At 54.5% G+C, this 26,573-nt stretch carries 23 protein-coding genes and 1 rRNA gene (1 of these 24 cut by a window edge); 11 read left to right on the top strand and 13 right to left on the bottom strand.

What is annotated here, in order from left to right:
* The first annotated feature begins 73 nt into the window (after positions 1–73).
* From ACWHYZ_RS17835 to ACWHYZ_RS17820, 4 genes are all read left to right on the top strand, one after another.
* The gene (locus tag ACWHYZ_RS17835; protein ID WP_447984022.1) at positions 74–538 is read left to right on the top strand and encodes a hypothetical protein; all 465 of its coding nucleotides are present in this window, start codon (positions 74–76) and stop codon (positions 536–538) included.
* Between the two features lie 246 nt (positions 539–784).
* Positions 785–3,181, top strand: a complete 2,397-nt coding sequence (locus ACWHYZ_RS17830; protein ID WP_447984021.1) for a TonB-dependent receptor domain-containing protein — start codon at positions 785–787, stop codon at positions 3,179–3,181.
* Between the two features lie 48 nt (positions 3,182–3,229).
* Entirely contained in the window at positions 3,230–4,045 is an 816-nt protein-coding gene (locus ACWHYZ_RS17825) for a DUF4198 domain-containing protein (protein ID WP_447984020.1), read from the top strand.
* Between the two features lies 1 nt (position 4,046).
* Positions 4,047–4,850: a PepSY domain-containing protein gene (locus ACWHYZ_RS17820; protein WP_447984019.1), complete on the top strand. Its 804-nt coding sequence runs from the start codon at positions 4,047–4,049 to the stop codon at positions 4,848–4,850.
* Positions 4,851–4,993: 143 nt separating this feature from the next.
* Here the strand turns inward: ACWHYZ_RS17820 and ACWHYZ_RS17815 are convergent, their stop codons facing one another.
* The 4 genes from ACWHYZ_RS17815 to ACWHYZ_RS17800 all read right to left on the bottom strand — a co-directional run bounded on the left by ACWHYZ_RS17815 (position 4,994) and on the right by ACWHYZ_RS17800 (position 7,686).
* On the bottom strand, positions 4,994–5,149 hold the full coding sequence (locus ACWHYZ_RS17815) for a hypothetical protein (RefSeq protein WP_447984018.1): 156 nt from the start codon (positions 5,147–5,149) through the stop codon (positions 4,994–4,996).
* A gap of 1,025 nt (positions 5,150–6,174) precedes the next feature.
* On the bottom strand, positions 6,175–6,480 hold the full coding sequence (locus ACWHYZ_RS17810) for a PilZ domain-containing protein (RefSeq protein WP_447984017.1): 306 nt from the start codon (positions 6,478–6,480) through the stop codon (positions 6,175–6,177).
* Between the two features lie 66 nt (positions 6,481–6,546).
* Complete coding sequence (locus ACWHYZ_RS17805; protein ID WP_447984016.1) at positions 6,547–6,729, bottom strand: hypothetical protein; 183 nt, start codon at positions 6,727–6,729, stop codon at positions 6,547–6,549.
* Positions 6,730–6,996: 267 nt separating this feature from the next.
* Positions 6,997–7,686: an MEDS domain-containing protein gene (locus tag ACWHYZ_RS17800; RefSeq protein WP_447984015.1), complete on the bottom strand. Its 690-nt coding sequence runs from the start codon at positions 7,684–7,686 to the stop codon at positions 6,997–6,999.
* Between the two features lie 451 nt (positions 7,687–8,137).
* Here ACWHYZ_RS17800 and ACWHYZ_RS17795 point away from each other — a divergent pair, with 451 nt between their 5' ends.
* The 3 genes from ACWHYZ_RS17795 (at position 8,138) to ACWHYZ_RS17785 (ending at position 9,216) form a co-directional block, all read left to right on the top strand.
* Positions 8,138–8,482 carry a hypothetical protein gene (locus ACWHYZ_RS17795; protein ID WP_447984014.1) on the top strand — a complete coding sequence of 115 codons (345 nt, stop codon included), beginning with the start codon at positions 8,138–8,140 and terminating at the stop codon, positions 8,480–8,482.
* 37 nt (positions 8,483–8,519) lie between these two features.
* Positions 8,520–8,807, top strand: coding sequence for a M48 family metalloprotease (locus tag ACWHYZ_RS17790; RefSeq protein WP_447984013.1), 288 nt, complete (start codon positions 8,520–8,522; stop codon positions 8,805–8,807).
* A gap of 214 nt (positions 8,808–9,021) precedes the next feature.
* The gene (locus ACWHYZ_RS17785; protein ID WP_447984012.1) at positions 9,022–9,216 is read left to right on the top strand and encodes a hypothetical protein; all 195 of its coding nucleotides are present in this window, start codon (positions 9,022–9,024) and stop codon (positions 9,214–9,216) included.
* 839 nt (positions 9,217–10,055) lie between these two features.
* Here ACWHYZ_RS17785 and ACWHYZ_RS17780 read toward each other — a convergent pair.
* The 4 genes from ACWHYZ_RS17780 to ACWHYZ_RS17765 all read right to left on the bottom strand — a co-directional run bounded on the left by ACWHYZ_RS17780 (position 10,056) and on the right by ACWHYZ_RS17765 (position 15,406).
* Positions 10,056–10,562, bottom strand: a complete 507-nt coding sequence (locus ACWHYZ_RS17780) for a hypothetical protein (protein WP_447984011.1) — start codon at positions 10,560–10,562, stop codon at positions 10,056–10,058.
* Positions 10,563–10,951: 389 nt separating this feature from the next.
* Positions 10,952–11,437, bottom strand: coding sequence for a hypothetical protein (locus ACWHYZ_RS17775; protein WP_447984010.1), 486 nt, complete (start codon positions 11,435–11,437; stop codon positions 10,952–10,954).
* Between the two features lie 632 nt (positions 11,438–12,069).
* Positions 12,070–15,069 carry a DUF748 domain-containing protein gene (locus tag ACWHYZ_RS17770; RefSeq protein WP_447984009.1) on the bottom strand — a complete coding sequence of 1,000 codons (3,000 nt, stop codon included), beginning with the start codon at positions 15,067–15,069 and terminating at the stop codon, positions 12,070–12,072.
* A 115-nt stretch (positions 15,070–15,184) separates the two neighbouring features.
* Positions 15,185–15,406: a hypothetical protein gene (locus tag ACWHYZ_RS17765; RefSeq protein WP_447984008.1), complete on the bottom strand. Its 222-nt coding sequence runs from the start codon at positions 15,404–15,406 to the stop codon at positions 15,185–15,187.
* 258 nt (positions 15,407–15,664) lie between these two features.
* Between ACWHYZ_RS17765 and ACWHYZ_RS17760 the strand changes: the two genes are divergently transcribed.
* Entirely contained in the window at positions 15,665–15,865 is a 201-nt protein-coding gene (locus ACWHYZ_RS17760; RefSeq protein WP_447984007.1) for a hypothetical protein, read from the top strand.
* A 75-nt stretch (positions 15,866–15,940) separates the two neighbouring features.
* Here the strand turns inward: ACWHYZ_RS17760 and ypfJ are convergent, their stop codons facing one another.
* Positions 15,941–16,804: a KPN_02809 family neutral zinc metallopeptidase gene (ypfJ, locus tag ACWHYZ_RS17755; RefSeq protein ID WP_447984006.1), complete on the bottom strand. Its 864-nt coding sequence runs from the start codon at positions 16,802–16,804 to the stop codon at positions 15,941–15,943.
* Positions 16,805–16,981: 177 nt separating this feature from the next.
* On the opposite strand from ypfJ, the gene ACWHYZ_RS17750 reads away from it, so the two are divergent.
* Both ACWHYZ_RS17750 and ACWHYZ_RS17745 read left to right on the top strand, forming a co-directional pair.
* Positions 16,982–18,460, top strand: a complete 1,479-nt coding sequence (locus ACWHYZ_RS17750) for a CHAD domain-containing protein (RefSeq protein WP_447984005.1) — start codon at positions 16,982–16,984, stop codon at positions 18,458–18,460.
* Positions 18,418–19,092 (top strand): pseudouridine synthase, encoded by a 675-nt coding sequence (locus tag ACWHYZ_RS17745; RefSeq protein ID WP_447984004.1) that lies wholly within the window; start codon positions 18,418–18,420, stop codon positions 19,090–19,092. Before ACWHYZ_RS17750 ends, ACWHYZ_RS17745 begins: the two co-directional genes overlap by 43 nt.
* A 107-nt stretch (positions 19,093–19,199) precedes the next feature.
* Here ACWHYZ_RS17745 and ychF read toward each other — a convergent pair whose 3' ends face one another.
* The 4 genes from ychF to ACWHYZ_RS17725 all read right to left on the bottom strand — a co-directional run bounded on the left by ychF (position 19,200) and on the right by ACWHYZ_RS17725 (position 25,939).
* Entirely contained in the window at positions 19,200–20,291 is a 1,092-nt protein-coding gene (gene ychF / locus ACWHYZ_RS17740) for a redox-regulated ATPase YchF (RefSeq protein ID WP_447984003.1), read from the bottom strand.
* A gap of 480 nt (positions 20,292–20,771) precedes the next feature.
* The gene (locus tag ACWHYZ_RS17735) at positions 20,772–23,102 is read right to left on the bottom strand and encodes a PAS domain S-box protein (RefSeq protein WP_447984002.1); all 2,331 of its coding nucleotides are present in this window, start codon (positions 23,100–23,102) and stop codon (positions 20,772–20,774) included.
* Between the two features lie 247 nt (positions 23,103–23,349).
* Positions 23,350–24,609 carry an MFS transporter gene (locus ACWHYZ_RS17730; RefSeq protein WP_447984001.1) on the bottom strand — a complete coding sequence of 420 codons (1,260 nt, stop codon included), beginning with the start codon at positions 24,607–24,609 and terminating at the stop codon, positions 23,350–23,352.
* Positions 24,610–24,922: 313 nt separating this feature from the next.
* Positions 24,923–25,939 (bottom strand): molybdopterin-dependent oxidoreductase, encoded by a 1,017-nt coding sequence (locus ACWHYZ_RS17725; RefSeq protein WP_447984000.1) that lies wholly within the window; start codon positions 25,937–25,939, stop codon positions 24,923–24,925.
* A gap of 497 nt (positions 25,940–26,436) precedes the next feature.
* Here ACWHYZ_RS17725 and ACWHYZ_RS17720 point away from each other — a divergent pair.
* Positions 26,437–26,573, top strand: a 16S ribosomal RNA gene (locus tag ACWHYZ_RS17720) (it continues 1,406 nt past the right edge of the window).

The raw sequence follows: 26,573 nt of genomic DNA, 5'->3' as shown, positions 1-26,573 counted from the left end.
CGAGATATTAAGCATTACTGGAGAGAGACGGAGAGTCGCATCAATGATTGACACACCACGAAGGAGAGAACCCGTGAATCATGTTCAAGGATACCGATATGATCGGATTGTGAAGAGCATCATGTACATCGTGATTGCTGTGACTCTGATGGGTAGTAATTCCCTGTGGGCGGTCGAAGGGAAAGCGGACAAGGCGTTCCATGCCACTGCCACTGATGCCAAAGGAATCGACACCGACATGAAAAACGTGCTGTTCTATTGGGAAGAAAAAGTAAGTGAAACCGCGTTCGTTCCCCATGAAGTCCGCGAAGTACCCGTCAAGCGCGGGACCGCAACGGTCAAAATCAAGTTCGACACGATCAAGTATCTGGATTTCAAGCCATCCGGAAACGGCGCCTTGCCGGCCGTCACCATTACACTGAACGATGGGAAGTCGGGAGAATTCACATTGGCTATCGCGGGAAGCTTTAAGGGACTATCGGATTTTGGAGAAGTCGAACTCCCAGCCGCCGAACTGAAAAAGATCGTCTTCAAGTAGCAGTCGGAAATCATTCCCCATGTGAGATTCGAATCCGGCACCCAACCTGTGGGGTTGCGACTGCCAAGTGTGCCTGGGTGTAGGAGTGATTTGGAGTCGTGCGTGAGGCTCTTCGCGCACCCGCGATAAACATAAGAGGCCAAAGGATTCAGAATCCAGAGCCCACAGCCGCTCCAGCGGTTGTGGGCTTTTTGTTGTGCGCGACGGTAAGGAGACAGCCTCGATGAGAAGAAAGGGAACGCCATCATGACATGGCATGTGACGGGATTACGACGGCTACTGTTCGCTTTTGTGGCGGCAGCCATCTGTGGGATTGCCAGTGGAAGTTGGGCACAGATAGAAAGTGCAATGGTCACTATTCCTCCGCAGGAGTTGGACCGTGCACTGGCAGTCTTCGTCGAGCAGACGAATCTTCAGATACTCTACACCCCCGACCTGGTTCGCGGACTCTCGACGAAGGGCGTGACCGATGCGGCTACCCCGCAGGACGCGCTTCATCAGTTATTGGATGGCACGGGCCTCACCTATACGTTCGTGGATGCCACCACGATCGCCGTGCACAAGAATGATTTCAGCCCCACCGGTGCGGGAATAAGCGAGCCACCACGCGCTGCCATGGAGCCAAAATCAAAAAAAGTAAAGCTGCCGGAAGTGGTGGTGAAAGATGTGCGCGAGCGCGAAGATTTCACCGAAACCCGCGATGAAGAACAAATCAAAGAGATCGCCGGCACCGTGAACATCGTCACGAGAGAGGAGATTGAACGTGCTAGGCCCAAAAACGCTAATGAGATTCTGCGGCGCATCCCAGGCGTCAACATCTTAGAAGAGTATGGTCAAGGCCTTCGTCCGAATATCGGCATCCGCGGGATGAATCCGACCAGAAGCAGAAATATTCTTGTGCTGGTGGATGAGGTGCCGATTCAACCCGCATTGTTCGGCGATCCCTCGATGTACTACATGATCCCTATTGATCGGGTCGATCACATCGACGTCATTAAAGGCGGCGCGACGGTCCGCTATTCGCCAAACACGCAAGGCGGCCTAATCAATTTTGTCACGAAAAGTATCCCGGTGACGCCTACGTTTTCCACCACGAACACGGTTGGCAGCTTCAATCTGTTTCAGAGCAACAGTTACTACGGCGGGAGATTTGGAAATTTAGGCGCGCAAATCGGCTATCTCCGTCAGCAGTCCGACGGCTTCAGGGAGCACAGCGCCTCTCAAGTGGATGACTTTACCCTTCGGCTGGAGTCCAATCCGGACGACAAGACTCAGATACGAACCAATGTGTACTGGTACAACGAAACCGCCCAGACCCCGGGAGGAATCACTCCCGCACAGTTCGCCACAGATGTGAGGAAGGCAGGCAAACAGTTTGACGAGTTCAAGGGACAGCGTGGGGCCATCGACGTCACCGCGACCCGCCAAATCGATGTTCATAACACCGTCAAGCTGATCGTCTACGGCAATGTGTTCGAACGGAACTGGTACATTCAGGATCAGAACGCCGCTACTGGAGCCCTGCTGCCTACCAGCACCAATTTTCTCCGCAAGTTTAACGTATTTGGCGTGGTGCCTCAGCATCAATTCAATTTTTCACTCTTTGGGCTGGATCACAAACTGGTGACCGGTGTGCGGTATCACGCCGAGCGACTGACTGATGTCACTGGTCTCGGCACCGCCGGGTCGAAGATTTCGCGGACTACGAATAATGCGGATCTCGAGACGGTGGCCTACTCAGCCTACACGGAAGGGGAATTCAAGTTCACTGAAGCACTTTCGATTACCCCCGGTATTCGCTGGGAGCAGGTGAATCAGAGCCGTGAAACAATGAATGCGATTCCGCCGGCTACCACGCCGAATTTCAAAGGTTCTGCTATGACGCAAGGCCTCATCTACGGTACCGGCGTGAAATACCAATTGCCGATGAATACGCTGCTCTTCGGCCACGTCCATACGACCTTCCGCCCTCCAACCTTTGCCAACGCGATAGACCCTACCACGGGAACCGATCGAGACTTGGCGGCCGAACGCGGATTGAGTTCCGATGTCGGTGTCCGGTCCACGTTCTATCCGGGTGTGTCGGCTGAGGTGGCTGTGTTCCGCATCGATTTTAGCAACCAGATCGTCCAGAACGGCAGTCAGTTGGTCAATGGTGGGAAGACGTTGCATGAGGGGGTTGAAACCACGCTGATGTTCGACTGGGGGCGTTTGTGGAAGCCGTTGGAAGGTTTCGCCAGCCGGGCGAATGTGACCGTGCTCAGGCCCAAGTCTCTCTCGGGGACGACCAATGGAAAAGATCTGCCGATGGCGCCACGTATGACGTCCTATGGATCGATTGGGTACTTCCACCCTCAAGGCGCCTCTGTTGAGCTGGACGGGGTGTTTGTCGGACGGCAGTTTTCAGACGTGAACAACACCACGCAGGAAAATACGCTGGGATCAGTCGGGGCAATCCCATCCTATGCCATTTTTAACCTGCGCCTGAATTATTCGCCGCCGAAGTCACGGTGGTCGGTCTTTGCCGGCATCCGGAATCTCTTCGACGAGAGATTCATAGCCCAACGTGCAACGGCGAGCTTTGTCGGGATCCTGCCAGGAGAAATCAGGAATTTCTATGGCGGGGTTGCGATGAAGTTCTAATGAGGCATAGCGGCAATTCGTTCCGTTCATTGAGAAGGAGGAATCGCGATGTTAGGGAACAATGTACGTGTGTTGTTGTCTGGGTGCGGCTTGAGCGTTGCGTTGACGATGGGCTTCACGACCCAGGCGGAAGCCCATTTTGTGTGGATTGAAACGGACTCCACCGCACGGCCGGGAATCGAGCAGTCGATCCGCGTGTATTTTGGGGAATACCAGGAGTTTCTGCGCGAGGAAGCCGGTGGCAGACTCGATACAATTGACGGTGTGATGCTTCGAATCGTCGATCCCAAGCGTACCCAGACAGAGCTCATGCTGACCAAGAAGGGCAATCACTTCGAAGGAACTTTGCCGTCGTGCACGCCGGGCCGATACGCCGTAATGGCCGAACAGCGCGAGGCCGATGTACAGGATCTCACAAAGTACGACATCGGGATCGTGAAACCGATGTTCCATGCCAGAACTCAGTTCATGTGTTTCGAAGAGGGCAGAGTGGGGGAGCGTGAACCGGATACAGCGGCCCATCAGGATCTCGACGTCATTCCGCTTAGCAAAGGGCTGAACCTCGCAAAGGGCACGCTGACGTATGAGCCAGGCGGTGAGATTGTCGTGAAGGTTGTCTTCAAAGGAGCGCCGTTCGCGTCCAAGCACCTCCTGGTGCATGCGCCCATCGGCTGGGACAAGGAACTTCATACGGACTCCCAAGGCATCGCGTCATTCACACCGCCGTGGCCTGGACGCTATGTGTTCGAAGCAGAGCACCAGGAAAAGACCTCCGGCCAGTTCAAAGGAAAGTCATTCGAGGCGATTCGGCACCGAGGAACGCTAGCGCTTGAAGTCGTGCCGGAGAAGAAGAGGGAGAAATAGCATGAGCAAGGGGGACACTGAACGAAAGATGAGAAACGCGCATCGCTGGATTGCGATGTCCGCGCTCGGATTTTTTCTGCTTTCACTTACTACCGGACTCCTGTGGGCGAACGCACGATTCCTGTACTGGGAGGGCCATTACAAGGAAAAAGTGCATTCAGTCGCCGCACCTCCCCTGGAGGGCGTCCGGGTGGCCCTGCCGGCTGCAATAGAGGCGAGCAAAGCCGCTGTGGCTGCCAAGGCTCATGTAGAGCAGGTGATGCTTCGCTCCGATGCCGGCAGGTTGTTCTATGATATCCGGCTTCGCGCGGAAGGGAAGGGGCGAACGGTTTTAGTGGATGCCATGACCGGGGAACGACTGTCTCCGATCTCGACAGACTGGGCGCGCGACATTGCCCGGCAATACGTCAACGAGCCCGCCGACGTCACCAGTGTCTCACCGGAGCAATACACCCCGCGAAAAAAGCACCATGCCCAAGACGCCATTCGTGTGGGATTTAACGATACCGGTCGAACCGAGATCATCTTAGATAGGCAGACCGGCGAAATTCTCGAAGACGAAGGCCGTTGGAGAAAAGTGCACTTCTTCGTCATGCAACTCCATCAACTCAATTTCTTCGGCTTTGAGAAGACGCTCCTCAATGTCCCGGGCATCCCACTTCTTCTGATGGGCGTCTCGGGGTTCGTGTTGTGGCGCATACAGGCTGCAAGGAAACGTCGAGCAGGACACGTGCATGACAGGCGCGCAAACCACGTTGCATCACATAAGCCAGCTATGCCGAACACAGATGCGAATGTGCTATGAGCTGAGACATCGATGCTCGAAAAGGAAAGAATCACAAGCGGTACGGAAAGTTCAAATGCGCAGACTAAAAATTCCTCATGCCATCAATCCGGCTGCACCGTTACACCGGCAGCCCATATGAGTCGTGCAACGGCCGATTTGGGTCACTGGTCAGGCGGCCTTTGTGCCTTGCCGGCTTCATACGCACGGCTTAGGGCGCGGGCAATGGCTTGTTGTAGCTTAAGCAGGTCGTCTGCCCCTTCATACGCCGCAAAATCATCCAGGATTTTTTCCGCTTCCTTCTCGGCCCATGATTCCATAAGACACCCTCTCTATGACAGATAACCAAAATGCCGGCGGTGGAATTAACTAACGGTCCCAGGGTCTTCAAGTCAAGAGCATTGGCCAGGACGGGAAGGATCCTAACGTACAGCTTGTATAAGCGGCAGAATTGTTGGATGCAAAGTCAGAAGACCAGTCAATGCGAGCGTGCGGAAGCCCCAAGTCGGAGTGATGAGCGGGTGAAGTCTAAGCGTTCCTTAGCAAAGGTTCATCAGGGGGAGTGCTGTTGAATCAGGCAAGCGGTCCCATAACATAGCTCACGCTATTCTAATCACAACGGACTGTGGAATTACAGCCAACGATTATGAAAGCAGGGTATTAAGCGCCTCCTGGGTTGCCTTTGTGAAGAAGGAGAATGACGAGTCCCGTCGTAGGTTGATATCCTGCATTTAAAAGCCTAAGTGTTAAAAAGGTGTTATGTGTCCTTGAAAAGGGAATCATTTTTCATTTCCTGCTGATTTCCCATCTCGAATTCCATTAACCGCTAGCCGTGCTCCGCTATCAGTTCTTTCTGTTGATGGTTCAAAACGGTTTGACACGTTCCCCTATTGAGACGGCAAGGAGTCGTCAGCAGACCGGTCCGATTCTATGCCCTGGCATACTTCTGTCCCACAGTGTAGACAGATATAAGTTCCTGTCGACACGCCTTCATCGGTCCATAGCAACTCCAGTTCAAAATGTTGGCATGGTCGTGTGTCTCTGCGTATAACCCAGCGGTCGCGCAGCCGCATGGCTTGATCTGCTGTCAATCTATCACCTCCTGGGGAATCGATCATAACGCAGACAGGGTAATATACGTATATCTTTAATGGTCCTAGGATGAATATCTACGACCGAAAAAAAGTGGATGACTAAGTAGATGGAGATGCATGCCCGATACGCACCTAAAGGCGTCTATGCTATGGCCTACGAATCATGCATAGAGGATGGAGGATGTTGCCACTAGGGCCAAAATGGCCTAGATGAACTGGTAGAGCAGAGAAAAGACCAACACCACAGAATTCTAGGCAGGGGAGGCGAGAAGATTCGCCATCACGCGATGTAAGCGCTGCGCCTCGTCAGGATCGATTGCAAGAAACTCTACACCAAAGAACGCCTGGTATGTCCACCGTACAGCCGCACGTCCGATTTGCAGCGGGGAGACGCCTCCCGGCAGTCTCAATTGCAACTGCAGAGGCATACCGTCTACCAAAGGAATAAAACTATGCACTCGGCATCCAGACTTCGATAAATCGGTAACCAGGCCACCGTATTGCCGTCCGTTCTCCATGGACACCCACGAGTCTAGGCGCAAGGTACATCGAGGCATTCGTCGTCTTTCCATGCGGGGCACGATGTAATCTTCTCGAATTCCTAGGCCAGTAAGGGCATGGGACTACGGCGTCATGGTGAACTGATCGACGGACGCTTGCAGAAGAAACTGCGTATCTGTGGCAGTTTGAAACAAGCCCTCAGAATCCTCCGCCTCAAAAGGGAAGCGTGCGACGCCGACCCGAAGGCTCCATCGCTGAGCGGGGCGAAACGCCGATAATTGCCCCATATGATCGTTGCAATCCATAGAACTGCCACTTGTGCGTCGTGATGGTCGGATTCAGGTAACAGTAATACGATAGTGTTTTCCGGTTGTTTTTGAGGACACACGGAGAGCGCTCATCGTTGTAGACCATCGAACAGTCTGCGAATCGCAGTTGATGAATCCGTACCTGCGCGGATGATTCAGCAGATGTATCACACGAGAAAAGTAGGAAGGTAGAGCCAGATGACAGCTGAAGACGGGTCGATGGATAAGGCCGTTCGGCCTCAGGGAGCCAGCGTTCCGAACCGGCTAAGAAGTCGCTTGATGGAAAGCGGGGGCCTTAATGTTGGTCAGCAGTGAGTCCAGGTTATGATTGTCCTGACTCGCCAGGACATCAGTGGCCGAGCGGTAGTAGCGATTCGGGCAAATTTCTTGTCCCAACACCACAACGGGATGAACGTGAACAGCCTGCGCAATCAAATCAGACGAGAGTAAACGGCGGTTGTATTGGCAGAGAAACGAAATCTTGCTGTTTGGAAATGAAATGGTATTGATAAAATCCTCCCACCGCACGAGGTCCTCATTACTCAGGCCGCTATTGATGGTCCAGCTCATTTCCACTCCAAGTCGGATTCCGGTATGCCCATCGACCAACGCCTGTTGTAGATTGCGATTGATAAAGTTCAACATGGTGTTGAGATCAAACGGGCCGGGCTGCCGGTATTCATGTCGAGTCCAGAACACTAACTGGCCTTTGCTCAATTCCAGATCAGCATCCACCCCCCAGAACTTCAGCGCCTGAACGAGCAACTCCTTTTTATTTTCATCGAGAACATAGATACAGCGTTCACCGTTAAGAAGGCCGGCCTTGATATAGGGAACCACCTGAGTCAACATCTCTCCTGACTCGGCATACACCGAGCAGAGGTGCTCTCCTTGTTTTAATCGCGCGATCCGGTGTGCAAAGCTTTTGGGTCCATCCACCGATCCATTGCTCATTGTGAGGCTCCTCTCGCCTGCACGCGAATGCAAGCATTCCTGAACACTACCATGGCTTTACGTTATAAGATAAGAACCGGGGATGAACACTAGTATTGTCTGGACGAGACGTTGACCGTGAAAGAATCTTACTATCGAACCGGCGGCTTTTCAAGGAAACCGTGAGCGTCATGTAGGCGGCGATCGATGTGTGTGGTGCATTCGGATCAAGTGCTCGAAGAATTTTCCAGTGCTCCCCGTGACACGACTGTCGCGCCACGTATCCTCATCGGCGAAGTGGGTTGAGGGGATATGGACCGGCATGAAGGATGGCTGCGTGAGCAACGCGGAGATTCCCGGCCCTGGGCCATGCCGGCGCAGGCTAAGAACGCTGACTAGTGTTAGTTAGTAATATCTAGGTAGGAACCGCCGACCTGTCACTCACCGAAGTCGCTCACGCTTCGTTTTCGTTGTGATCTCCCTTTCTGGCTGTACCACCAATCCCTACACCGGCCGCTGGCAATTCGTGCCCTTTCCCAGCGGCTATATGGCAGGGCTGGAGGCACGATCCTATGCGCAGGTGATCAATAGTCCGAATATCAAGATCTCCAAGGATCCTCAGGAGGTAGAACCGGTTCAGCAGGTGGCCGAACGAATCATTGAGGCGGCGAAGCAATCGAAGTATGCGGAAAAAGCAAGGGCGTTTAAGTGGGCCTCCGATTCATGCTTGCGGCTAAAGGGAAGCAATATACCGACCTGCGTTCCTAGCCCGAGTGCAGCCATGCCGGCCTGGGAAGCCATCGGACTGAGCCCCTGACTTTGAAGTGCAATAGAGGCTCCGACAAGCCCGACTTGTGCCAACAACCCTTGGCCCATACGTTCGGTTCCATGTTCAGCCAGCCGACTACATCGGACTGTTGCTCGCTGCCCAAGCGGGGTATCCTCCAGAGGAGGCCGTTCATGTATGGGAGCGTATGGAAGCGGAGAGCGGGGAGCAACCTGCTGAGCTTCTTTCGACGCATCCGGGGCACGGAACCCGAATCAAAGACTTGAACAAGCCGATGCCGGAAGCGCGCGCTCTGTATGAACAATCCTCAAAGGCCCCCGTATCAGAACTCCCCGCAGCCGGCGGTTCTCGCTGACACTGTGATTTCAAAGAACCTCAACTTACGCGTGACGGAAGGACAATTTGTGTCCAGAAGAGTCATGCCCTGGTGGAGGCGCGAGACAGGCGGGCCACTTAAGTCGTAATCCTGCCGCTGCCCGTTGTTTTCCCTGTTCCCCACTTTCTATGCCTGTTCGGGGTCTGTATGGTAGTGGGGGTGTTTCTGGCCCTATAAAGCGCGAGGTGAAATCATGACTAGTAGAGATGCCTCGATAGTAGCGGATGCAACCGAAAAACTGCTGAATGACCTCCAGAAGCATACGACCATCGATTCTTTTTTGGATCAGACACTCCATGTATGGGAGCATGGTGGACGTCTCACTGAACTGGGTCAGCTGATCCTTGAACAACGCTGCCAAATGAAGCATCACGCTGCCAACTGTTGACTGATGGATTAGGACTTCAATAATAGGAACATCCAGCGGCCGGCGAGCACAATTCACGACGGGTGCGACTGTTGCAACCCTCTAGAAATTGTTGTTCCAAGATGTTCCACTGAAGTTCCGACAGTATAGCGCGCCACTATCGGCCGACACATTGAGCATGACCAAGAGGGAGAAACCAAATTGAATGCCGCGCGGACATAGGGGGCGAGGCATTGAGATAGGTTTTTGTAGGCGGGACAGGAGGGGACGGTTATGCGGATGCTCTGTGGAATATCCTGTGGATAATCCTCGTTTTGATCCTTCAACGAGGCTCTGATCAAGGCAATCAGCTCCTTGCCCATTATTTAGGCATTGTGGTTCGCCCTGTGCCACCACAAGATATGGGTCAATATTTATTTTTTTCTAGGGCTCTAAGTGAATCTAGGTCTTCCTCATGTAATGTCCAAGGCGCTGTGTATAACCGCGAGAGATAGGCCTCATGGTCTCATGTAGGCGTAGTCCGTACACAGCCGCCCTGCTGACGTTCCGATTCCTTCATAATCAGGGACTCCATTGCATAGTCCGTCGTCTACCGGTTGTACACCTGAATGCAACATCTACGTAAGCTGTCTGCCTTGACAGTAATGGCAAAAATGGGCCTATCGTCGTTAGCACAATTACTTGAGCGATTTTCGGTTATGGCCAACCGAAAGAAAGGGCTCCGATGAAGAAGCAGTTTCAAATGACCAGAGGCGATATGACGGGACGGCTCCGTCGCGATATACAGACTGGAAATTTGTAACGGCTGAAGGATGGCTCTTGTGCGGCGGCTGTCGGGATGTCGTGGGACAAGAATTGAGTCAATGAGTGCGTTCGCTGCCGCTCCAGACCGGAGTACCATCACGGTGGCGCAATCGTAGTCGTTCCTTGCGTTTGTCATCGCGAATCTCCGAGGCGACAAACACGGGTGTCCCGGCCACAATATTGCCGGACCCCTCGACTTCCAATTCGCGGCCTTTTACGATCTCGATGTTTTGAATTTGTTCGGTCATGTACCAGTCCGGGCCAAGGTGAACGTTCACCACCTCCTCAGGCGTCTTGAGATCCACTTGCAAGAACTGCTCATCATTCTCTAACTTCACGGTCTTGATGTCTTGCACTATGCCCCGAATCGTGTGAGCTTCACGGTCCTGATACAGTTTGCTCGACTTGTTCACGGACTCATACGGTTTGTTGTCTTGCACCAGCCAAAGTCGCGCCTGTCCTGAGTCCACCCCTGCGCTGCACAGCGACGCTCCCGCAATCGCGATAATGTAAACACTGAGCATAGTGTGAACGAATGGACACTTCTGAATAGCGGCTGGCATGAGTGACACTATACGACGGAATCTTGGCATGAACTATCGGCCCGATACACGCGTCCGTGTGCGAACGGTCCCCGGGCATCTGTCAGAAGCAGACGACCTGTAGAGAAACACATCCGGCAAATGAAGGCTTAAACGCGCCCCATTGTGTAGCCGATGCATGATAGACCGATAGGGGCAGCGATAGTCCTCCATTTTCGATACCTCTGTGGAAGTCCATATCGAGACGGAAACCGCAGGCGGCGGTTGCATGGGGAAGGACAGACCCAACTGATGTGACTGTCAGCACAGGCCACACCTGTGCAAAGTCATCAGCAAGCCTGTGGGTTGGTGTCGCGTGATTCGGAAAACGGAGGACGTGAGGACTACTCGCTTCCTCGTGCCGATAGGCTCTATCCCCTCGAAGCCGGCAGTAGAAGCCGTATTAAAATAATCAGCCAAGCCACGATGAACAGCAAGGGGAGGCCAATTGGAGCTATGTTCGCAAGCTTCCGTAGCCGGTCCGCGCCTTGGATAGGAGGGAATAACTTGGAACTGCGGTCCTCTGCTGGTGTAGCCTTTGCGTACAATTCATAACTCTCTCGAAGAGAAGCAATATTGGTCAGGGAGGTAAAGATGCTGATAGAAGTGAGCAGCCCGGCGAATAAGGCGGCGAATGGAACTAGCCACAGCAAGAGTTGTTGCTCGTCGCCGAACAAAACGCTTTTCGCTTCCTTCTGTGCAGTTAACAGCGAGGCATAGGTGCTGAAGAAGAAGGATTGGGCGAGGAGTTGCCATACCACCCGGAGATTAATGAGCTCATCTTCGTGCTCAATCTGACTTCTGATTCTATCGTAATACTGCGCGCGTGTTAGATCTCCTGTTTCGGTCGGCGGCATACTTCAAACTTGCCCCTACCACCATAGACCTGGTGCTGATCGCTCGGGCCGATTTACTCGCCGTAGTAAAGTCCGAATACTCATCGTTGGCCGCTTTTTGGCTTGTAGTGCATGTCTCAGCACACCGGGCCTTCTTCTCTTCTGCATGCGGATCAACGATGCGGACGACACCAGCATTTCAATCTGTTTCATGATAGACCTCCAACAAATAAGCCGGGTCAGAACCTGCGGCGTACTATTACAGGCAAGTGCACTGGCGTGGATCAGCCGCGGAGCAACATGCCGGTCAGTGAGGCGGGCTTTCTATGTCAACGAATCGGCAAGGCGTTTTATGAGGCCTGCTGAACGCGCAATGCCGAAGGCATTGGCACGATTTGGCCGGGCGGTGGCATTTCAGGAATAGAATCCCCGTGCTTGGCGTGACTGCCGTCAGGCAGGAAGCGATAGCCGGAAGCCGCATTGACCATCTCTCCTGATGGCAAAAATTTGACCGCGAATGCGGGTGATAACCTAACGGGCGTGTCGTCTCCACTGAGGTTCACCCGCTAACTTCTACAGCTTTCTCCGCATGGTCGTGGCTGCTTCTCTCTAGAAAACCGTTGAGTGCTATAACGGGAGACGGTCAGGCAGACTCATTCGGCTGTGAGGCTGAGGCGGCTGACGACGGTGCCATTCTGAGCGCGGCCGTTTAGCTTGGCATCGAGTAGGAACAGACGATCGGCTGAAATCCCCGCATCATTGATCAGAAAATTCTGTATCTGTTTCCCGCGTTCTTGGGCAAGGAGACGCAATTCCGCCTCCTCGGCGGGAAATGCATGCAGCAGGCGCTCCCTTAATTGCTCGGTCGGCACGGGCATCTTTGGATCCATCTGGTTGGGGAGCCGGCCAAACTTCTGCACGTATAGTGCCTTGAGTAAACTGGACTCGTCCGTGTCACCGACGTCTGTAGAAGACGTAGATTTGCGCCCCTTCTTTGAAGCTTCCTGCTTCAGGGCTTCCAGTTCATTTTGCAGTTTGATCTCGCTGAGGGCTGCGCTGTCGGCCGCCGGGTCGGCCGTGCCGGACACCTCTAACTGAAGCGCTGGTCGCTCCTCAAGGGATTTCGCCACCGCTTTGAGTTGGGTGAGTTTGGCCGTTGGTATGTCCGCACTTCCGACAGGGAACGGTACTTCGCTCAGTTCGTCGCTGCTCCCACCTACAAGCTTGGCCATGAGCGTGAACGGCGATGCCACGACCTTGGTGATGAGGTTGGTCAGGACATTCCAAATGAGCTTGCCATACTCAAATTCCGGATTGCTGAGGTCCCCTTTCACCGGTAGATCGATATCAATGCGGCCATGACGATCTTTGAGAAGCGCAATGGCCAGTTTCACCGGGAGCGATGTGGCGTCCGGACTCTCTATTTTGTCACCCAACGTCAGGTGGTCGATGAGCACATCGTTACTGGCCTCCAATTGCTGATGGTCGAGCTTGTAGTGCAGGTCCATCGACAGCTTCCCCTTGACGATGGGGTACCCTGCAAACTTCGTGGAATAGGGTGACAATGTAGTCAGCTCCACATTTTTGAACGAGATGTTAAGGTCCGTGAACGCATCATGGCTCAACGGGTTGATCTGCCCGGCAATGGTCACCGGCGCATACTTGTCCACTTCGCCTTGCAGCGCTACGTCGGCCCGCGCCTGTTCCTTCGAGGACAGACCCTTGATCGTTCCCTTCAAACCATAAATGCCGGTATCGACATTCGGCTGCACTGAGAAGTCGGCAAAATGCGCTGATCCGCCGGTGACGTTGATGGAACCGATCGTCACGAGAAGTGGACGGGAGGGCGGGCTCTTGACTTGTTCAGGAGTCGATTCATTCCGAGGGGCGGACTTGGACTCGTGGGGTTTGGAGAGAATCGTGCGAACGTTCACGGTTCGATCATCGTTGATGATGATGTCGGCATAAGGTTTGGTCGCGATCACCTCGCCTATGGCGGCGTGTCCTTCGGGCAGGGCGAGATCGATACGTTTCACAGTGAGTGAATCCCAGTTCACGAAGTCTTTGTGGAGCTGCCCATCTACGGTCGCGAACTTTATGACACTTGCGTCGCCTTGAAAACGGATCGATTGTTTCTCTGCAGGTTGATAGTGTAGACGTCCCTTCAGGCTTGCCGACCCGTTGCGAACCTCCACATCGGCCGCTTGGCTGACATACGGTTGGAACGGTATCAATGGAAGTTTCGTCATGTCGAGTGCGAGGTCCGCGGTCACAGGGTTCAGTCGCACTGTCCCGGATGTCGAAATGTGTCCCGTGCGATTGATGTCCGCATCGACGGTGAGCTCAAATTGAGAGGTGGGGGGGTAGGTGAGGTTGTTCAGGTGCACCTGCAACCCTGCCAAGTGTAGACGAACCGGCAATGGAGGCCTCCGATCTTCCATGGACACGTCGTAGTCTTCCAACTTCAGTTTCTTGAGTGAGACGGTCCACGGTGCTTGTTGATGATTAGAGGTAGGAGGTGAAGGCGCGTCCACCGGCGCCCCTGTCTGTGCCGGGGCGAACAGATGACGAAAGTTGATCGTCCCGTCCTTGTCGAGCCATGCCTGAATACGCGCCCCGTGCGACTGCACCGCTCCAATCTCAATCTGATGTTGAAGCAGATCAGCTTGGATATCTTTCATCTCGAATGCGGGAAGGACAATCAATGGGATCGGAGACCCTTTCTCCGACACCGTGAGGTTATCGAGACCGATTTCACCATCGGATACATTGGCGTGGAACGCATCCGTGCCGGCCTCTGCGTGATACGTGGCGTCGACGTGTAAGACGCCGTCCGTGATTTCAAAGCCGGCTCGGTCCTGAATGTACTCCCACACTTCTCTGATCTTTAGACCGGATAAGACCACATGGCCATCCGTACGTACTGGATTCAAGAGGAGCGTGCCCCGCCATTCCAGCGATTCGCCCGCCTCAAATTCGGCTTTGAACGCAAAGGTATTGTCGCCGCCATGGAGCGTGCGGAAATTCTTCACCGCCAACCAAATAGGGACGATATGCGCGTTAAATGGAGTCGGCCGTGATTCATCATGGAACTCTACTGCGCCCTGCTCGATCTCGAGCGAACGGATGATGAGCGACGGAAGGGAACGCGACTCGCTAGTATTCGCATGTGGAGAGGCCGATGTGTCAGCAGCCGGCCGAAGGTCCAGGAGATTCAACGTGCCATCGTGGCGGATTTTGATCAACCCGTATGGGATGCGAACACGAATCTGATCGAACGTGAGCGCGCCATTAATCATCGAGGAAAGTCCGATATTCACGTACAGTTCTTCGAAGCCAATCAATGGACTGGCGTCCTGTTCGCGAATATCGAATTCCTTCACGGTGAGCGCGAACCTAAACGGATTAAACGAAATGTCGCCGACCGTCACAGGGTGACCGAGTTGCTGAGAGAGCATGGCCGGAATTTTGGCGCGGAGGTAGGCGGGAAGTATCAGGAAACCGAGCAATGCGTAGAGGGCGACCAGGCCGACGACAATCAGGGCCAGTGTTCTGAGCCTGCGCGTCCATCGCCGGCGGCCTGGGGGTAACTGCCGGATCGCGGGAATCTTAGCGTTCGGCTCAGACGGATCGTCGTAGGTGCTCGATTCCATTTCGCATTGTCTGACGACAAAGCAGTGACTAGCAATCCCCAGCTATTACTTAAGATCATACCATCCTCAGGTTTTGTTATGTGCGACTATCACCGCGCCAACCCGGGCGTCTCAGTCACTCATTGTGGAGCAGCAACCGCGTCATGCGGGAGAGCTCGGGGAAACGGTGCCTGGCACGGCTGCGTTGCACCTCTGTACACTGGCGGTCGCGTTGATGGCGCTGGATGCTCGCATCAAGAATCGCGCCACAGTTTGCGCAGCGTAACATCGGGAGCTGCCCGTCCAGCCCGAGATAGCGATCGCTAATTATTAATCCGCCGCAACGTGAGCACTGCATCGTCACCTCCCCTAATTGAAATGGACTCCATCCACACAATAAGCAGCGAGCATCTCGCACGGATTACCACCACGTTAAAAGATCGTTACGTCAATGGTTCATACAGTCATAGCTGGATAGATTTTGCCTAGCTACTGAGCCAATCATGTCTTAAGTACCGCCGTTCGCGTCTTGAAGATCCTGGAATCATGGAGAGTTTCCCGCGGCACAGTTTTCGAATTGATGGCCATCACACGTTTTCAATGCGGGAGGTGAACGATGAAGTGGATGCGCAAAGTACTGGCCCACGGTCGTTGGAAACGGATAGACGGTGCTGCCGTCCTCAATGAAGACAGCATGCAGGTCTATCGGATGGCGGTGTGGGGCCAATTGCCGACTGGAAACTGGATTCTGAAGAGACCGTTGACCGTCGCGGCAAGCAAGACTGCACTCTATCTCATCTTTCGGGTGAGCATCTAGCGAAGGACGGTTGCTCGTTAAACCGTGTTGTTTCGGAATGCGTGGCCGCAGATTTGTGACGATAGGTGAACGTCGCTATAAGCGGGTTGCGGCAAACGTGTCGCACGCGCCTGGATCGCCTGTCTCTAAACCGCGTCGCAGCCAAGCCGTGCGTTGTTCTGATGAGCCGTGGGTCCAGGTCTCGGGCTGCACAGAACCTTGTGACTTGTGCTGGAGGCGATCGTCTCCGATCGCCGATGCTGCACGCAGCCCGGCCTCGAAATCCCCTGGTTCAATGAGGTTCCGATCTTGCCTGGCATGATACCCCCACACGCCTGCCAAACAGTCCGCTTGCAGCTCAACCCGCACGGATAACGCGTTACCCTGGGTCTGCGATGCCTGACGCTGGAGGCGGGTCACTTTTTCCGCTATGCCCAACAAGTTCTGCACGTGATGGCCGACCTCATGGGCAATGACATAGGCTTGCGCGAAGTCTCCTGGCGCGCCGAATCGCTGTGCCAATTCGTTGAAGAATGACAGGTCGAGATAGACCTTTCGATCCGGAGGACAATAAAAAGGACCCGTTGCGGCGGAGCCGAGGCCACACGCGGAGCGGACTGTGCCGGTAAAAAGGACGAGCGTGGGCTCTTCGTATCGTGTCCCCAACTTCGGAAGGAGACCTTGCCAGGTATCTTCAGTGTCAGCGAGGACGACCGCTGCGAATTTGCCGAGTCGATCTGTTGGTGGACCGGTCGGCGCAGGGGATTCAGCTCCAGAAGGGGACGAGACCTCTTGCACGGTTTCAACCATGTTGAGAAGCGTCAACGGATTTGTTCCGGTGAGATAGCTGACGACCAGAACGAACAGGAGACCACCAATCCCAATCCCTCCGGCTCCAACCGGGCTCATCCCACGACGATCCTCGATATTGCCGCTTTCTCGTTGGCCGCCCCATCGCATCCTGCACCCCCCTATCGTCCCGCCCTCACGTAATCACACATACTGATGCCGATCAAGTCGAAATGCGGGGACGTGACTGTAGGAAGGATGTTCTACAGAGATTGTGACCGCCTGGTTCTTGATTTTCACATGTCGCTGGAAGATGCTGGAGGCACAGTTTTGGAGCCCATGTCCACAATGGCACTTTTCGAGCCGCGCGTCACAAAAGCACAAACCACGATCACAGCAGCGATCGAGCGAGAGACGAAGCTTAGCATGGAGCGGGGTTTTCGATTGCCTGAGCTGAAAGGGGAGCGGCTTCCCCGACGTCTCTTGACCTCGACGTATTACGACACATCCAACTACGACCTCGCTCACGCCCAGATTACCCTCCGCCGCCGGGTCGAGAACCGCAAAGGCGCGTGGCAACTTAAGCTGCCGCTGGATGGCGCGAGGCGGGAAATCGAGCTGGCCGGTGCTGCAGGTGTACCGCCGACTGTATTCCAGGAGTTGCTGCTTCTCCATCTCCAGGGCCAAGCCTTGGCACCGGTCGCCACGTTACGCACCTGGCGGACAGGTGTCCGAGTACACGATCAGAACGACGCGAGCGCTGACGTGCTGCTCGATACCGTGTCTGTGTTGAAGGATCGCCACGTCATACGCAGCTTTCGAGAAGTGGAGATTGAACGGCTGAGCGGAGACGGCGCCCTGGTCACACATCTTGAAGAGACACTCCACAAATCGGGCGCACGTAACCATGACGGCCGTCCTAAACTGTTCCGGGCGCTTGGGCTTCCCGCTTTTCATCCAACTCAGCCGCCTCCTGTTGAATCGCCGGCCCTCGAACATCTGAAGTACATCCTCATGAAATATGTGGATACCTTGCGCGTGCGCGACCCGGGCACCAGACTTGGTGGTGAGATTGAAGATCTTCATGAGATGCGCGTCTCCACGCGACGGCTCCGGGCGATCCTGCGGGCAGCTCGACCGCTACTCGTGCCGGGATGGCCGGAAGCTTTGCGCACTGAATTAGCCTGGCTGGGAGAACTCCTCGGGCCCGCCCGTGATCTGGATGTGCAAGTGAAATATTTTCAGGAGGAAGCGGCGGTGTTGGAACCACGCGATCGCAAGCCGTTGGAACGGTTCATCGCGCATCTCCGCACTGAACGAGAAGAGAGGCAGCAGGTGCTTGTGACGCAGTTGAAGTCTCAACGATATCTCGAACTGGTCAGGAAGCTTGTGCAGGCGGCTCAAGGTCCGGCCGTTGTGGTGTCTAGTGTGACGTTACATGATATTGCGGCAGGTGAATTCATGAAACTGCGTAAGGTCATGCGAAAGCTCGAAGGGGCACCGACCGATTCCACTCTCCATCGTTTGCGAATTAAGGCGAAGCGCGCCCGATATGCCGCTGAGCTTGCCGAAAGCTGCAGCGGCCGTCCAGCCACGCGCTTTATTGAACAGGCGAAAGTATTTCAGGATCTTCTGGGGGTGCACCAGGATGCGGTCTTCGCTGAGAAACATATCCGCGAATTTTTGGAGCACTCAACGAGTGTGCGGGCGGCCTTCGTCGCAGGCCGGATGGTTGAGCGCCAACGTCAACGCCGTGAATCAGCGCGGGCAACGTTCAAGTCACAATGGAGAAAGCTGAAAAAGCGGGGCGAAAAGGCGTGGCGCTAAAGGGCAATCGCTCCAACCGTGCCGGCAAGCGACACACTGCGAAGGTCGAGCCGATGTCGGGCCCATATGCGCTCGCCTTCAATAAGCCGTATGGCGTGCTTCCCTGTTTTACTGATCAGCACGGCCGGCCCACATTGGCAGAATTTGTGGCGGTTCCCGAGGTGTATGCGGCCGGCCGTTTGGATATGGACAGCGAGGGCCTCATGGTCCTGACGTCGGATGGCGCGCTGGCACATCACATCACGGACCCAGAGCATAAGCTGCCAAAGGTCTATCTGGCACAGGTGGAGCGTATCCCGAGCGACGAGGCCTTAGAACAGTTGAGGCAAGGCGTTCTGCTCAACGGCAAGCGCACGCGACCCGCCGAGGCCCAAATGATATCCGAACCTCCGAACCTTCCAGACCGTCCCGTGCCCATCCGATTCCGCAAATCCGTGCCCACCGCGTGGATAAAGATCACGTTGCGAGAAGGCCTGAATCGCCAAGTCCGCCGCATGACCGCTGCGGTGGGCCATGCGACATTACGGCTCATTCGAATCGCGATCGGTCCCATTATGCTTGGGGAATTGAAGCCAGGCCAATGGCGGGAATTGACGTCTGATGAAGTGGCTCGGCTCTATCGAAACCCGTAGGCCTATGACCCAGACCGATCTGTGTTTCTCACCGCTGCGTCAGATATGAAATGGTTTGGATTAGATAAATGGGATGCTTTGAGATGCAGGCACGCACGATTGCCGTTCTATACGTTGAAGCGGAAGTGCATCACATCGCCGTCCTGAACCACGTACTCCTTGCCTTCCAGCCGCATCTTCCCTTTTTCACGCGCGCCCGCTTCGCCCTTGCACGCAATGAAGTCATCGTAGCTGATCACTTCAGCGCGGATGAAGCCCTTCTCAAAATCACCATGGATGACGCCTGCGGCCTGCGGCGCGGTATCACCCACATGAATCGTCCAGGCACGGACTTCTTTGACCCCGGCGGTAAAGTAGGTTTGCAGTCCCAGTAATTGATAGGCGACGCGAATGAGGCGGTTGAGACCCGGTTCGGCCAGGCCGACATCGGCCAGGAATTCACGTTTCTCATCGTCAGAGAGTTCCGAGATTTCCGACTCTAGCGCAGCGCAAATCGCCACGACCGGCGCGCCTTCGCGGGCGGCGAAATCTTCTACTCGGGTCAACAAAGGATTATTCTTGAACCCAGTTTCCGATACATTGGCCACATACATGACCGGCTTGATGCTGAGCAGACACAGCGGTTTCAGCAAGGCAAGCTGCGCCGCGTCCAGTTTCATCGTGCGCGCCGGTTTGCCCTGGTTCAAACAGTCCGCGACCTGGACCAGCAGGTCGCCAAGTGTTACGGCATCCTTATTGCCGGACCGAACGAGCTTCGTATTCCGCTCCTGGGCCTTTTCCACTGTGGTCAGATCCGCCAGCGCCAGTTCGGTGACGATCGTGGCAATGTCGGAAACCGGATCGACCTTGCCCGCCACGTGTATGACATTGTCGTCCTCGAAACACCGCACCACATTCACAATCCCGTCGGTCTCACGGATGTTGGCGAGAAATTGATTGCCCAAGCCTTCACCCTTCGAGGCCCCAGCCACCAATCCGGCAATGTCCACGAACTCTGTGGTGGCATATTGCATTCTCTGCGGATTGACGATGTCGGCGAGTGCCTGCATTCGTGCATCCGGCACTTCCACGATGCCGACGTTCGGCTCAATGGTACAGAAAGGATAGTTCTCCACGGCGATCCCAGACTTGGTGAGGGCGTTGAATAAGGTAGACTTGCCCACATTGGGCAGCCCGACGATTCCGCATTTCAGACTCATGACGATCCCTTCGCTTTAATTGTTAGTTTAGTGTTGCCGTTTCCAACGTGCCTTCCTGGACGACGGGGGGGGGAAGGAAAAGCGGTGTCGCATTCTACTTTCTCAGACTCGGTCCGGTCCACCCCTGCCTTCAACCTCTTGCACCTGTCCGGCGCCGCTGTCGCGAAGAGGCGCCTTTTTTGACGACCTCTGTATCGTGCTGGCTCATTTTGAAGGGTGGGAGAGGGAGCACCAATAAAAGGACAACGACTCGTTACTAAGGATTCTACAAGCAGTCTTATGGCAAGGTCGTGTTTTACCGATGACCAGGGCCGGCCGACGTTAGAAGTGTGTGTGATGACCGCAAGGTCTATACGGTGGTCAATCGGATGATCCTAGGTATTAGGACGTGTATTTAGACGTCAGAATCTTATTTGCACCTAGCTTCGCGCGTGAGTCCAGAGGCAGCCAATGACGGGGAAAGACCTTTTCCTTTCCGCCCTATGAGTCCCTCGTTATGGCCCCCTTTTCGCGAATGGTCGCACAGAGCGCCTCGAATGATCCTCCCTTGGTGAGATACGCCGCAGCACCCGCCTCCCGCATCGCGCAAGCTGTCTTCTCATCCTCGTAGACAGACAGCCCGATAATGGTAACATGAGGGTGTCCCGCCTTGATCAGCCGTGTAGCGTCCACGCCGCTCAGCCTCGGCATATTCACATCCATAACGATCACATCCGGTCGGAAGATACAGGCAGCGTCTACCGCCATACGCCCATCCTCGACTTCTGCCACCACTACTAAATCAGGCTGCCCTTCGAGAATGTTCCGCAAGCCTTCTCGCATCATCCGATGATCGTCAGCGAGTATGACTCGAGTCTTTGAGCCCACGGTCTTTTGCTCAATCGCCTTTGGACCTTTTGGCGATTGGCCCTCGTGCTGATCCGCCAATAGACCGGTTGAGGCCGTCTCGATTTTGAGCGGCACGATAAGCTTCACACAGGACCCCTGGTTTGCAGCCGAAGTCACCTCCAGGCGCCCGCCGAGCAGTTCGACTCGCTCTCGAATGCTGAATAACCCGAAACGCCCCTCCTTTGAGGGGACGTGCAGGGTGGAGGGATCGAACCCTGCCCCTCGATCTATTACCGTCGCCTCGAGGCATTTGCCCGATCGGCGGAGCGTCACTGTGGCCTCGTGGGTCTGCGCATGTTTAAGAACGTTGTACAGCAGTTCCTGAATCGATCGATAGGTGAGTGTGAGCATCTCCTCATCCAGCACCTTTAACTGACCATCATCTTCGATGGTTACGCGCAATCCATACCGTTGCATTTTCTCTACTACCCAGGCGATGGCCGCCCTTAAATCATGGTCATCGCCCATGAGCGTGGGGCGAAGGTCGGACATCAGGGTTCTGGTATAGTTGAGTGCGTCGTCGAGAAGGGCATCGAGATCTTGTAGCATTGTTGATGACCCCTCGAGATTCACACTCTTTGCCAGTGCGCCGAGCTTCATTTTGCCTAAGGCTAGCGTCTGTGCGAGGTTGTCATGCAGATCTGTGGAGAGTCGTTTCCGCTCCCGTTCCTCGGCGCGGCTGAGCTCGGAAGCCAGCGCACGCAACTGTTGCTGCTTCGTGAGCAATGCTGCCGTCCGGTCCTTGATCTGCACCTCCAGAGAGTCATTCAGTTGCTGCAATCGTGCTGCTGACTGCTGCTGCTCAGCCTCCGCCCGCTTGAGATCGGTGATGTCCTCACACACAATGAGCGCTGTTGCATTGCCCTGTGCATCACACACCATCCGTACGGTTTCTTTTACCCAAAGGAGCGTCCCGTCCTTCCGGACTTTCCGAAATTCCCAGTGGCATACGTTTCCGGGATTCTTGACGCACTTGTTCAGTTCGTTGAGAACCGCGGCTTTATCTTCTTCGTAAAATACAGACGTCACCGACTGTCCGACGAGTTCTTCAACCGCATACCCGAGTTGCTCGGCGCCGAATCGATTCACGGAAAGGACCGTCCCCGTGGAATCGACGGTGAAATACATCGAAGGATTGTCTTCATAGAGCGCGCGATATCGTTCTTCACTGGATCGAAGCCGCTCTTCGGCCTGCTTGCGATCGGTAATGTCCTTGAAGACCACCACGGCCCCCACCATCTCCGCGCCTTCCCGGATAGGAGTACTCGTATACTCAACCGGAAAACTGGTCCCATCCTTCCTCCAGAACACCTCGTTCTTGGTCGAATGCACGCTGCTGTCCTTGAAATCTAAGATCGGACAGTCCTCCTTCGAGTAGGGAGAGCCGTCTACTTTTGAGTGATGCAGCGTCGCATGCATTGGTTTGCCGATAATTTCGGTTGCGTTCCACCCCAGTAGCTTCTCGGCGGTAGGATTAATGAAGGTCATGTTGCCATGCCGATCCAACCCGTAAATGCCCTCGCCCGCGGAGCTTAAAAATAACTCGTGCTGGCGTTGTAAGTGTTCCAGCGTTTGCGCAATTTGCCTTCGCTCTGTGATATCGATGATCGTCTCAAGAATATGGGCGTGGCCATCTGTGGTCTGAATTTTCGACCATTGAACGAGCAGAGATTCATTATTTGGAAGCACGACTTCAGAAGACACGGTGTGTCCGCTGGCTACCGCTTCGGATGCCTTGCAGAAAGTGCAAGGTGAAGGACGACCAAAATTCCTCTCATGACAAGTCTCATTCACCTGTGTGGAATCCCCTGCTTTGCCGAGCCCTTCCTTATTTTGGAACTGGACTCTATAGGACTCAGGCTCGATCACTGAGATGGTCACCTGCCCGGAATCGAAACGCTGCTCTTCAAATGAGATGGCCATAGCTATCTCCTTTCCGAGTTCAGACATCGATTGAATTCAGGTAACAGTAAGTAGTAATTACACGTAAAAAGCAAGGTTAAAAGATCTTGCTTGCGAGCAGGTGGCAATAGTACGTTTTATACCGTAGCGTGATGTCGCACGGATATGTGAGCATGCTACAGTCGGCGGTCGAGCTTGCCGAAGTGGTGCGGACAGTTTCTTTAATGTTGTCTCGCGCAAGCCTCTTTAGATCCGCAGTCCCCTCCAATTACACAGAGATCTGCGAAGGGTTTACCGTTTGTTTTAATCGCGTCGCACAGGCATATGCCTTCGGCTCAGCGACCGGCAAGACCGGAATCCAGAGGAATGCCAAGAGCGTAAAACTTCCTGCTGCAAGAATCAGCAGGGTAATATCTTGCCGAAAAATCTCCTGGTAGAAGTGGGCGCTGACAACGGCCGAGATTTGGCCTGCAATGCTATAGATTGCCATTAAGACGGCGAACGTAAACCCGGCCGCCTCAACCCGACAGATTGATGCCGCCAGACTAAAGAAGGTCAGCAGCGCGATCATGCTGACCATACCGCTTATGATATGCAACAGTTGGGCGCTGGTAGAGCCGTTGAGCAACAGATAACTAAAGGCCGTTGCTGCACTGAGTATCATACTCAGCACGAGCAGTGCTCGCATCGTGAACGCTTCAAGCAAATATTTGCGATAAGCGTACGCTCCGACGGCGGCGCCCGCCGCGCCGAGGGCATGGAGTTGCCCGATGAACCCTTGTTCGAACTGCAATTGGTCAGTCATGTGATAATAGAGCGGCAAGCTGAAATTGGGCGTCAGATTCCAAAAGGCTAGGAAGGCGGCCATGAGCCACACGCGTCCAGATCGAAGCGCGATCTTCGCGTGCCGACGCATGCTTGAGAAGAGCGGAGCGTTGATCGCGACGCGAGTTTCTCGAATCAAGAACAGCGTACTGATTAAGACGGAGAGGGGGGCGAAGGCGACAATCAACGCAGCCGATCGCACCGCGCCGGACGGTGTCGAAGTTTCAATGAGCCAGCCGGCGAGGGCCGCCGCCGTAATGGACGCGATATTCAACCATGTCCATTGTTGCCCCTGAAACTCTCCAATCAGCCCTGTCCTCTGGCCTTCTTCGACCATCAGCGCGTCAACCAGTACATCCATGGCTGCGATGCCGAGCGTGGTCACAAACAAGACCGAAAGAATGATATCCGGACCTTCGAGCCGCGCGATGGTGAGATAGCCTGCTATTGACAGCGACGTGACAAGGGCGAGATAGCTCTTGCGCCGATACCCGAACAAAGGAATCGAGTCACTGATGAGGCCGTAGAGCGGTTTCACGATCCACGGAATGGCAATGAAGGCCAACGCTTGGGCCACGTGAATAGCGGCCATGCCGTTCGACTTCAGATGATAGGCGAGTGGATGTTGAATGAGCGTGCCGGCGAGACCTTGTGAAAAATAGGCCAGACCAAAAAAGAATAATAAATGCCGAGGAGGCGCCATGGCGTGACGAAAGAGTGATTAACTGTCCAGATTATGGAACCCGCCCTCACGTTGGCTAACGTGGATGTCTTATAGCCGAGGGGATGCGCTCGTGCAGTCCGTTCAAACGGTATCAGGGTGTGAGCCGGAGAAGAGGACTCGCGTTAGGAGAGCCTGATGGCGTGGCTGAAGGCAGAAGGAATGTGCAAGGCGTAGGGAGTTAAGCGATCCGATCAATAGCGAGATCGAAGGGGCGGGGGTTCGGCGCTTATCGCGGGGTCTTCGCCGGCGCACCTACGAATAAGAGGACGCCAAGGGATAGCAAGCGCGGGGCTTAGAGTTCCTCAACATCAGCGATGATGGTGTGTAACCCGCTCGCGCCGGCCGGTTGTGGCCGCACGAGTTCAGCAATCTGCAGGTTGCCTTTGATGTCCGTGGCGCGGACGACCACTTGGAACTTGCCCTTTTTCGGTGGGTGCCAGCGGTAGTTCCAGATCACCCAGGAGTAGGGAGACTGAGGCGTTTCAAGTTCTGCGTCATTCCAGGTTTTACCGGCGTCGAAACTTACCTCGACTTTGCTGATCGTATGCGGGCCGCCAAAAGCAATACCGCGAAAGAGTTGTTCGGGTCCCCGGAGCGTTTGATAGTGCCCGGGGCTGTCGATGCGGGAAAAGATTTTGATTGTGCCGTCATCCGTCCAGCCCTGGCGTTGCCAATAGCCGAGATAATCACCATTGTAGACTTGGATCTCGGTAATCCATTTCACATTCTTGATCCCATAGAGCCCCGGAACGAGGAGCCGGAGCGGGAAGCCATGTGCTTTGGGAAGCTTCTCGCCGTTCATCAGATAGGCAAGCATGACGTCATCTTGCATGGCACGCTTGAACGGTATGCTGTCGTCGTACCCATCGGCGGCTTTGAACACGACATCCCGAGCAGTTTCTTCATCGACTCCTGCATCTTCCAGTAATTTTTTGAGGGAGATGCCGCGCCACATGGCATTGCCAAGACTATCTCCACCGGGCAATGTATCAATGCATTCGAGCGTGACTGCTTGATCGAACGAAGGTCGGTTTAAAATGTCGCGCCACCCCAGAGTCATCGGTTGTCTGACTTCCCCGCTGATGGATAATCTCCATTGCTCTTGATTAAGATCTCGAGAAAGGTTGTACGGGGAGTCCATGTAATTGACGACATAAAACTTGTCGTTAGGCGTGAAATACATCGTCTCGCGTGGTGGCATGGCGAACATACGGCCAAAGACACTACCAACGGAATCACAGCCTCCAAACATGCCGGCTGCGGTGCCCATGCCTATCAATTGCAAAAATGTTCGTCGTCGTAAATTCACGCGACCGCGCTCCCGTTTAATGAAATATCATATTCCTGCGCAACCGGAGTGCGCAAGGTAGCCCTATCCATGCGGCGGTGAGCAAGACGGCTACCCGCATGAATACTGCCAAGCACCATCGCGTGGAAAGCAGTCAAGCAACTAGCAGCATACTTAAGATTTCACTCCTCTTTGATTCCTGAGGCTAAGGGGTACATGTAAGTTGGGACGCGGATTAATTATTGATGACGGCCTGGGAAAACTTTTCCAAGGGGCCGACTCTTTGCTTGACAAGAGAATAGGCAGGAGAGTATAAACTCACCTCTCGCGACGATCCTCGAATTGATTCTCGCGCTGATCGGAACGCCCCTTGACAGGTTCACGTTTCTGGTTGTAGAGTGTGCGGCTCCGGTTTGTTCTGTTCTTTGACAACTGAATAGAGTGAGAGCACAGCAAGCGAGCAAGGGGAAGGTGTATTGCAGTGGTGGCCCTTGGATCCAAATTGAAGAGCACACTGAATTCATGAGAGTTTGATCCTGGCTCAGAACGAACGCTGGCGGCGCGCTTAACACATGCAAGTCGAACGAGAAGGCGGAGCAATCCGCTGGTACAGTGGCGAACGGGTGAGGAATACATGGGTAACCTACCCTCGAGT

The sequence above is a fragment of the Nitrospira sp. Nam74 genome (genome assembly GCF_965152615.1).
The sequence above is the reverse complement of the archived record's forward strand: the minus strand, read 5'-3'. Positions and strand labels throughout refer to the sequence as shown.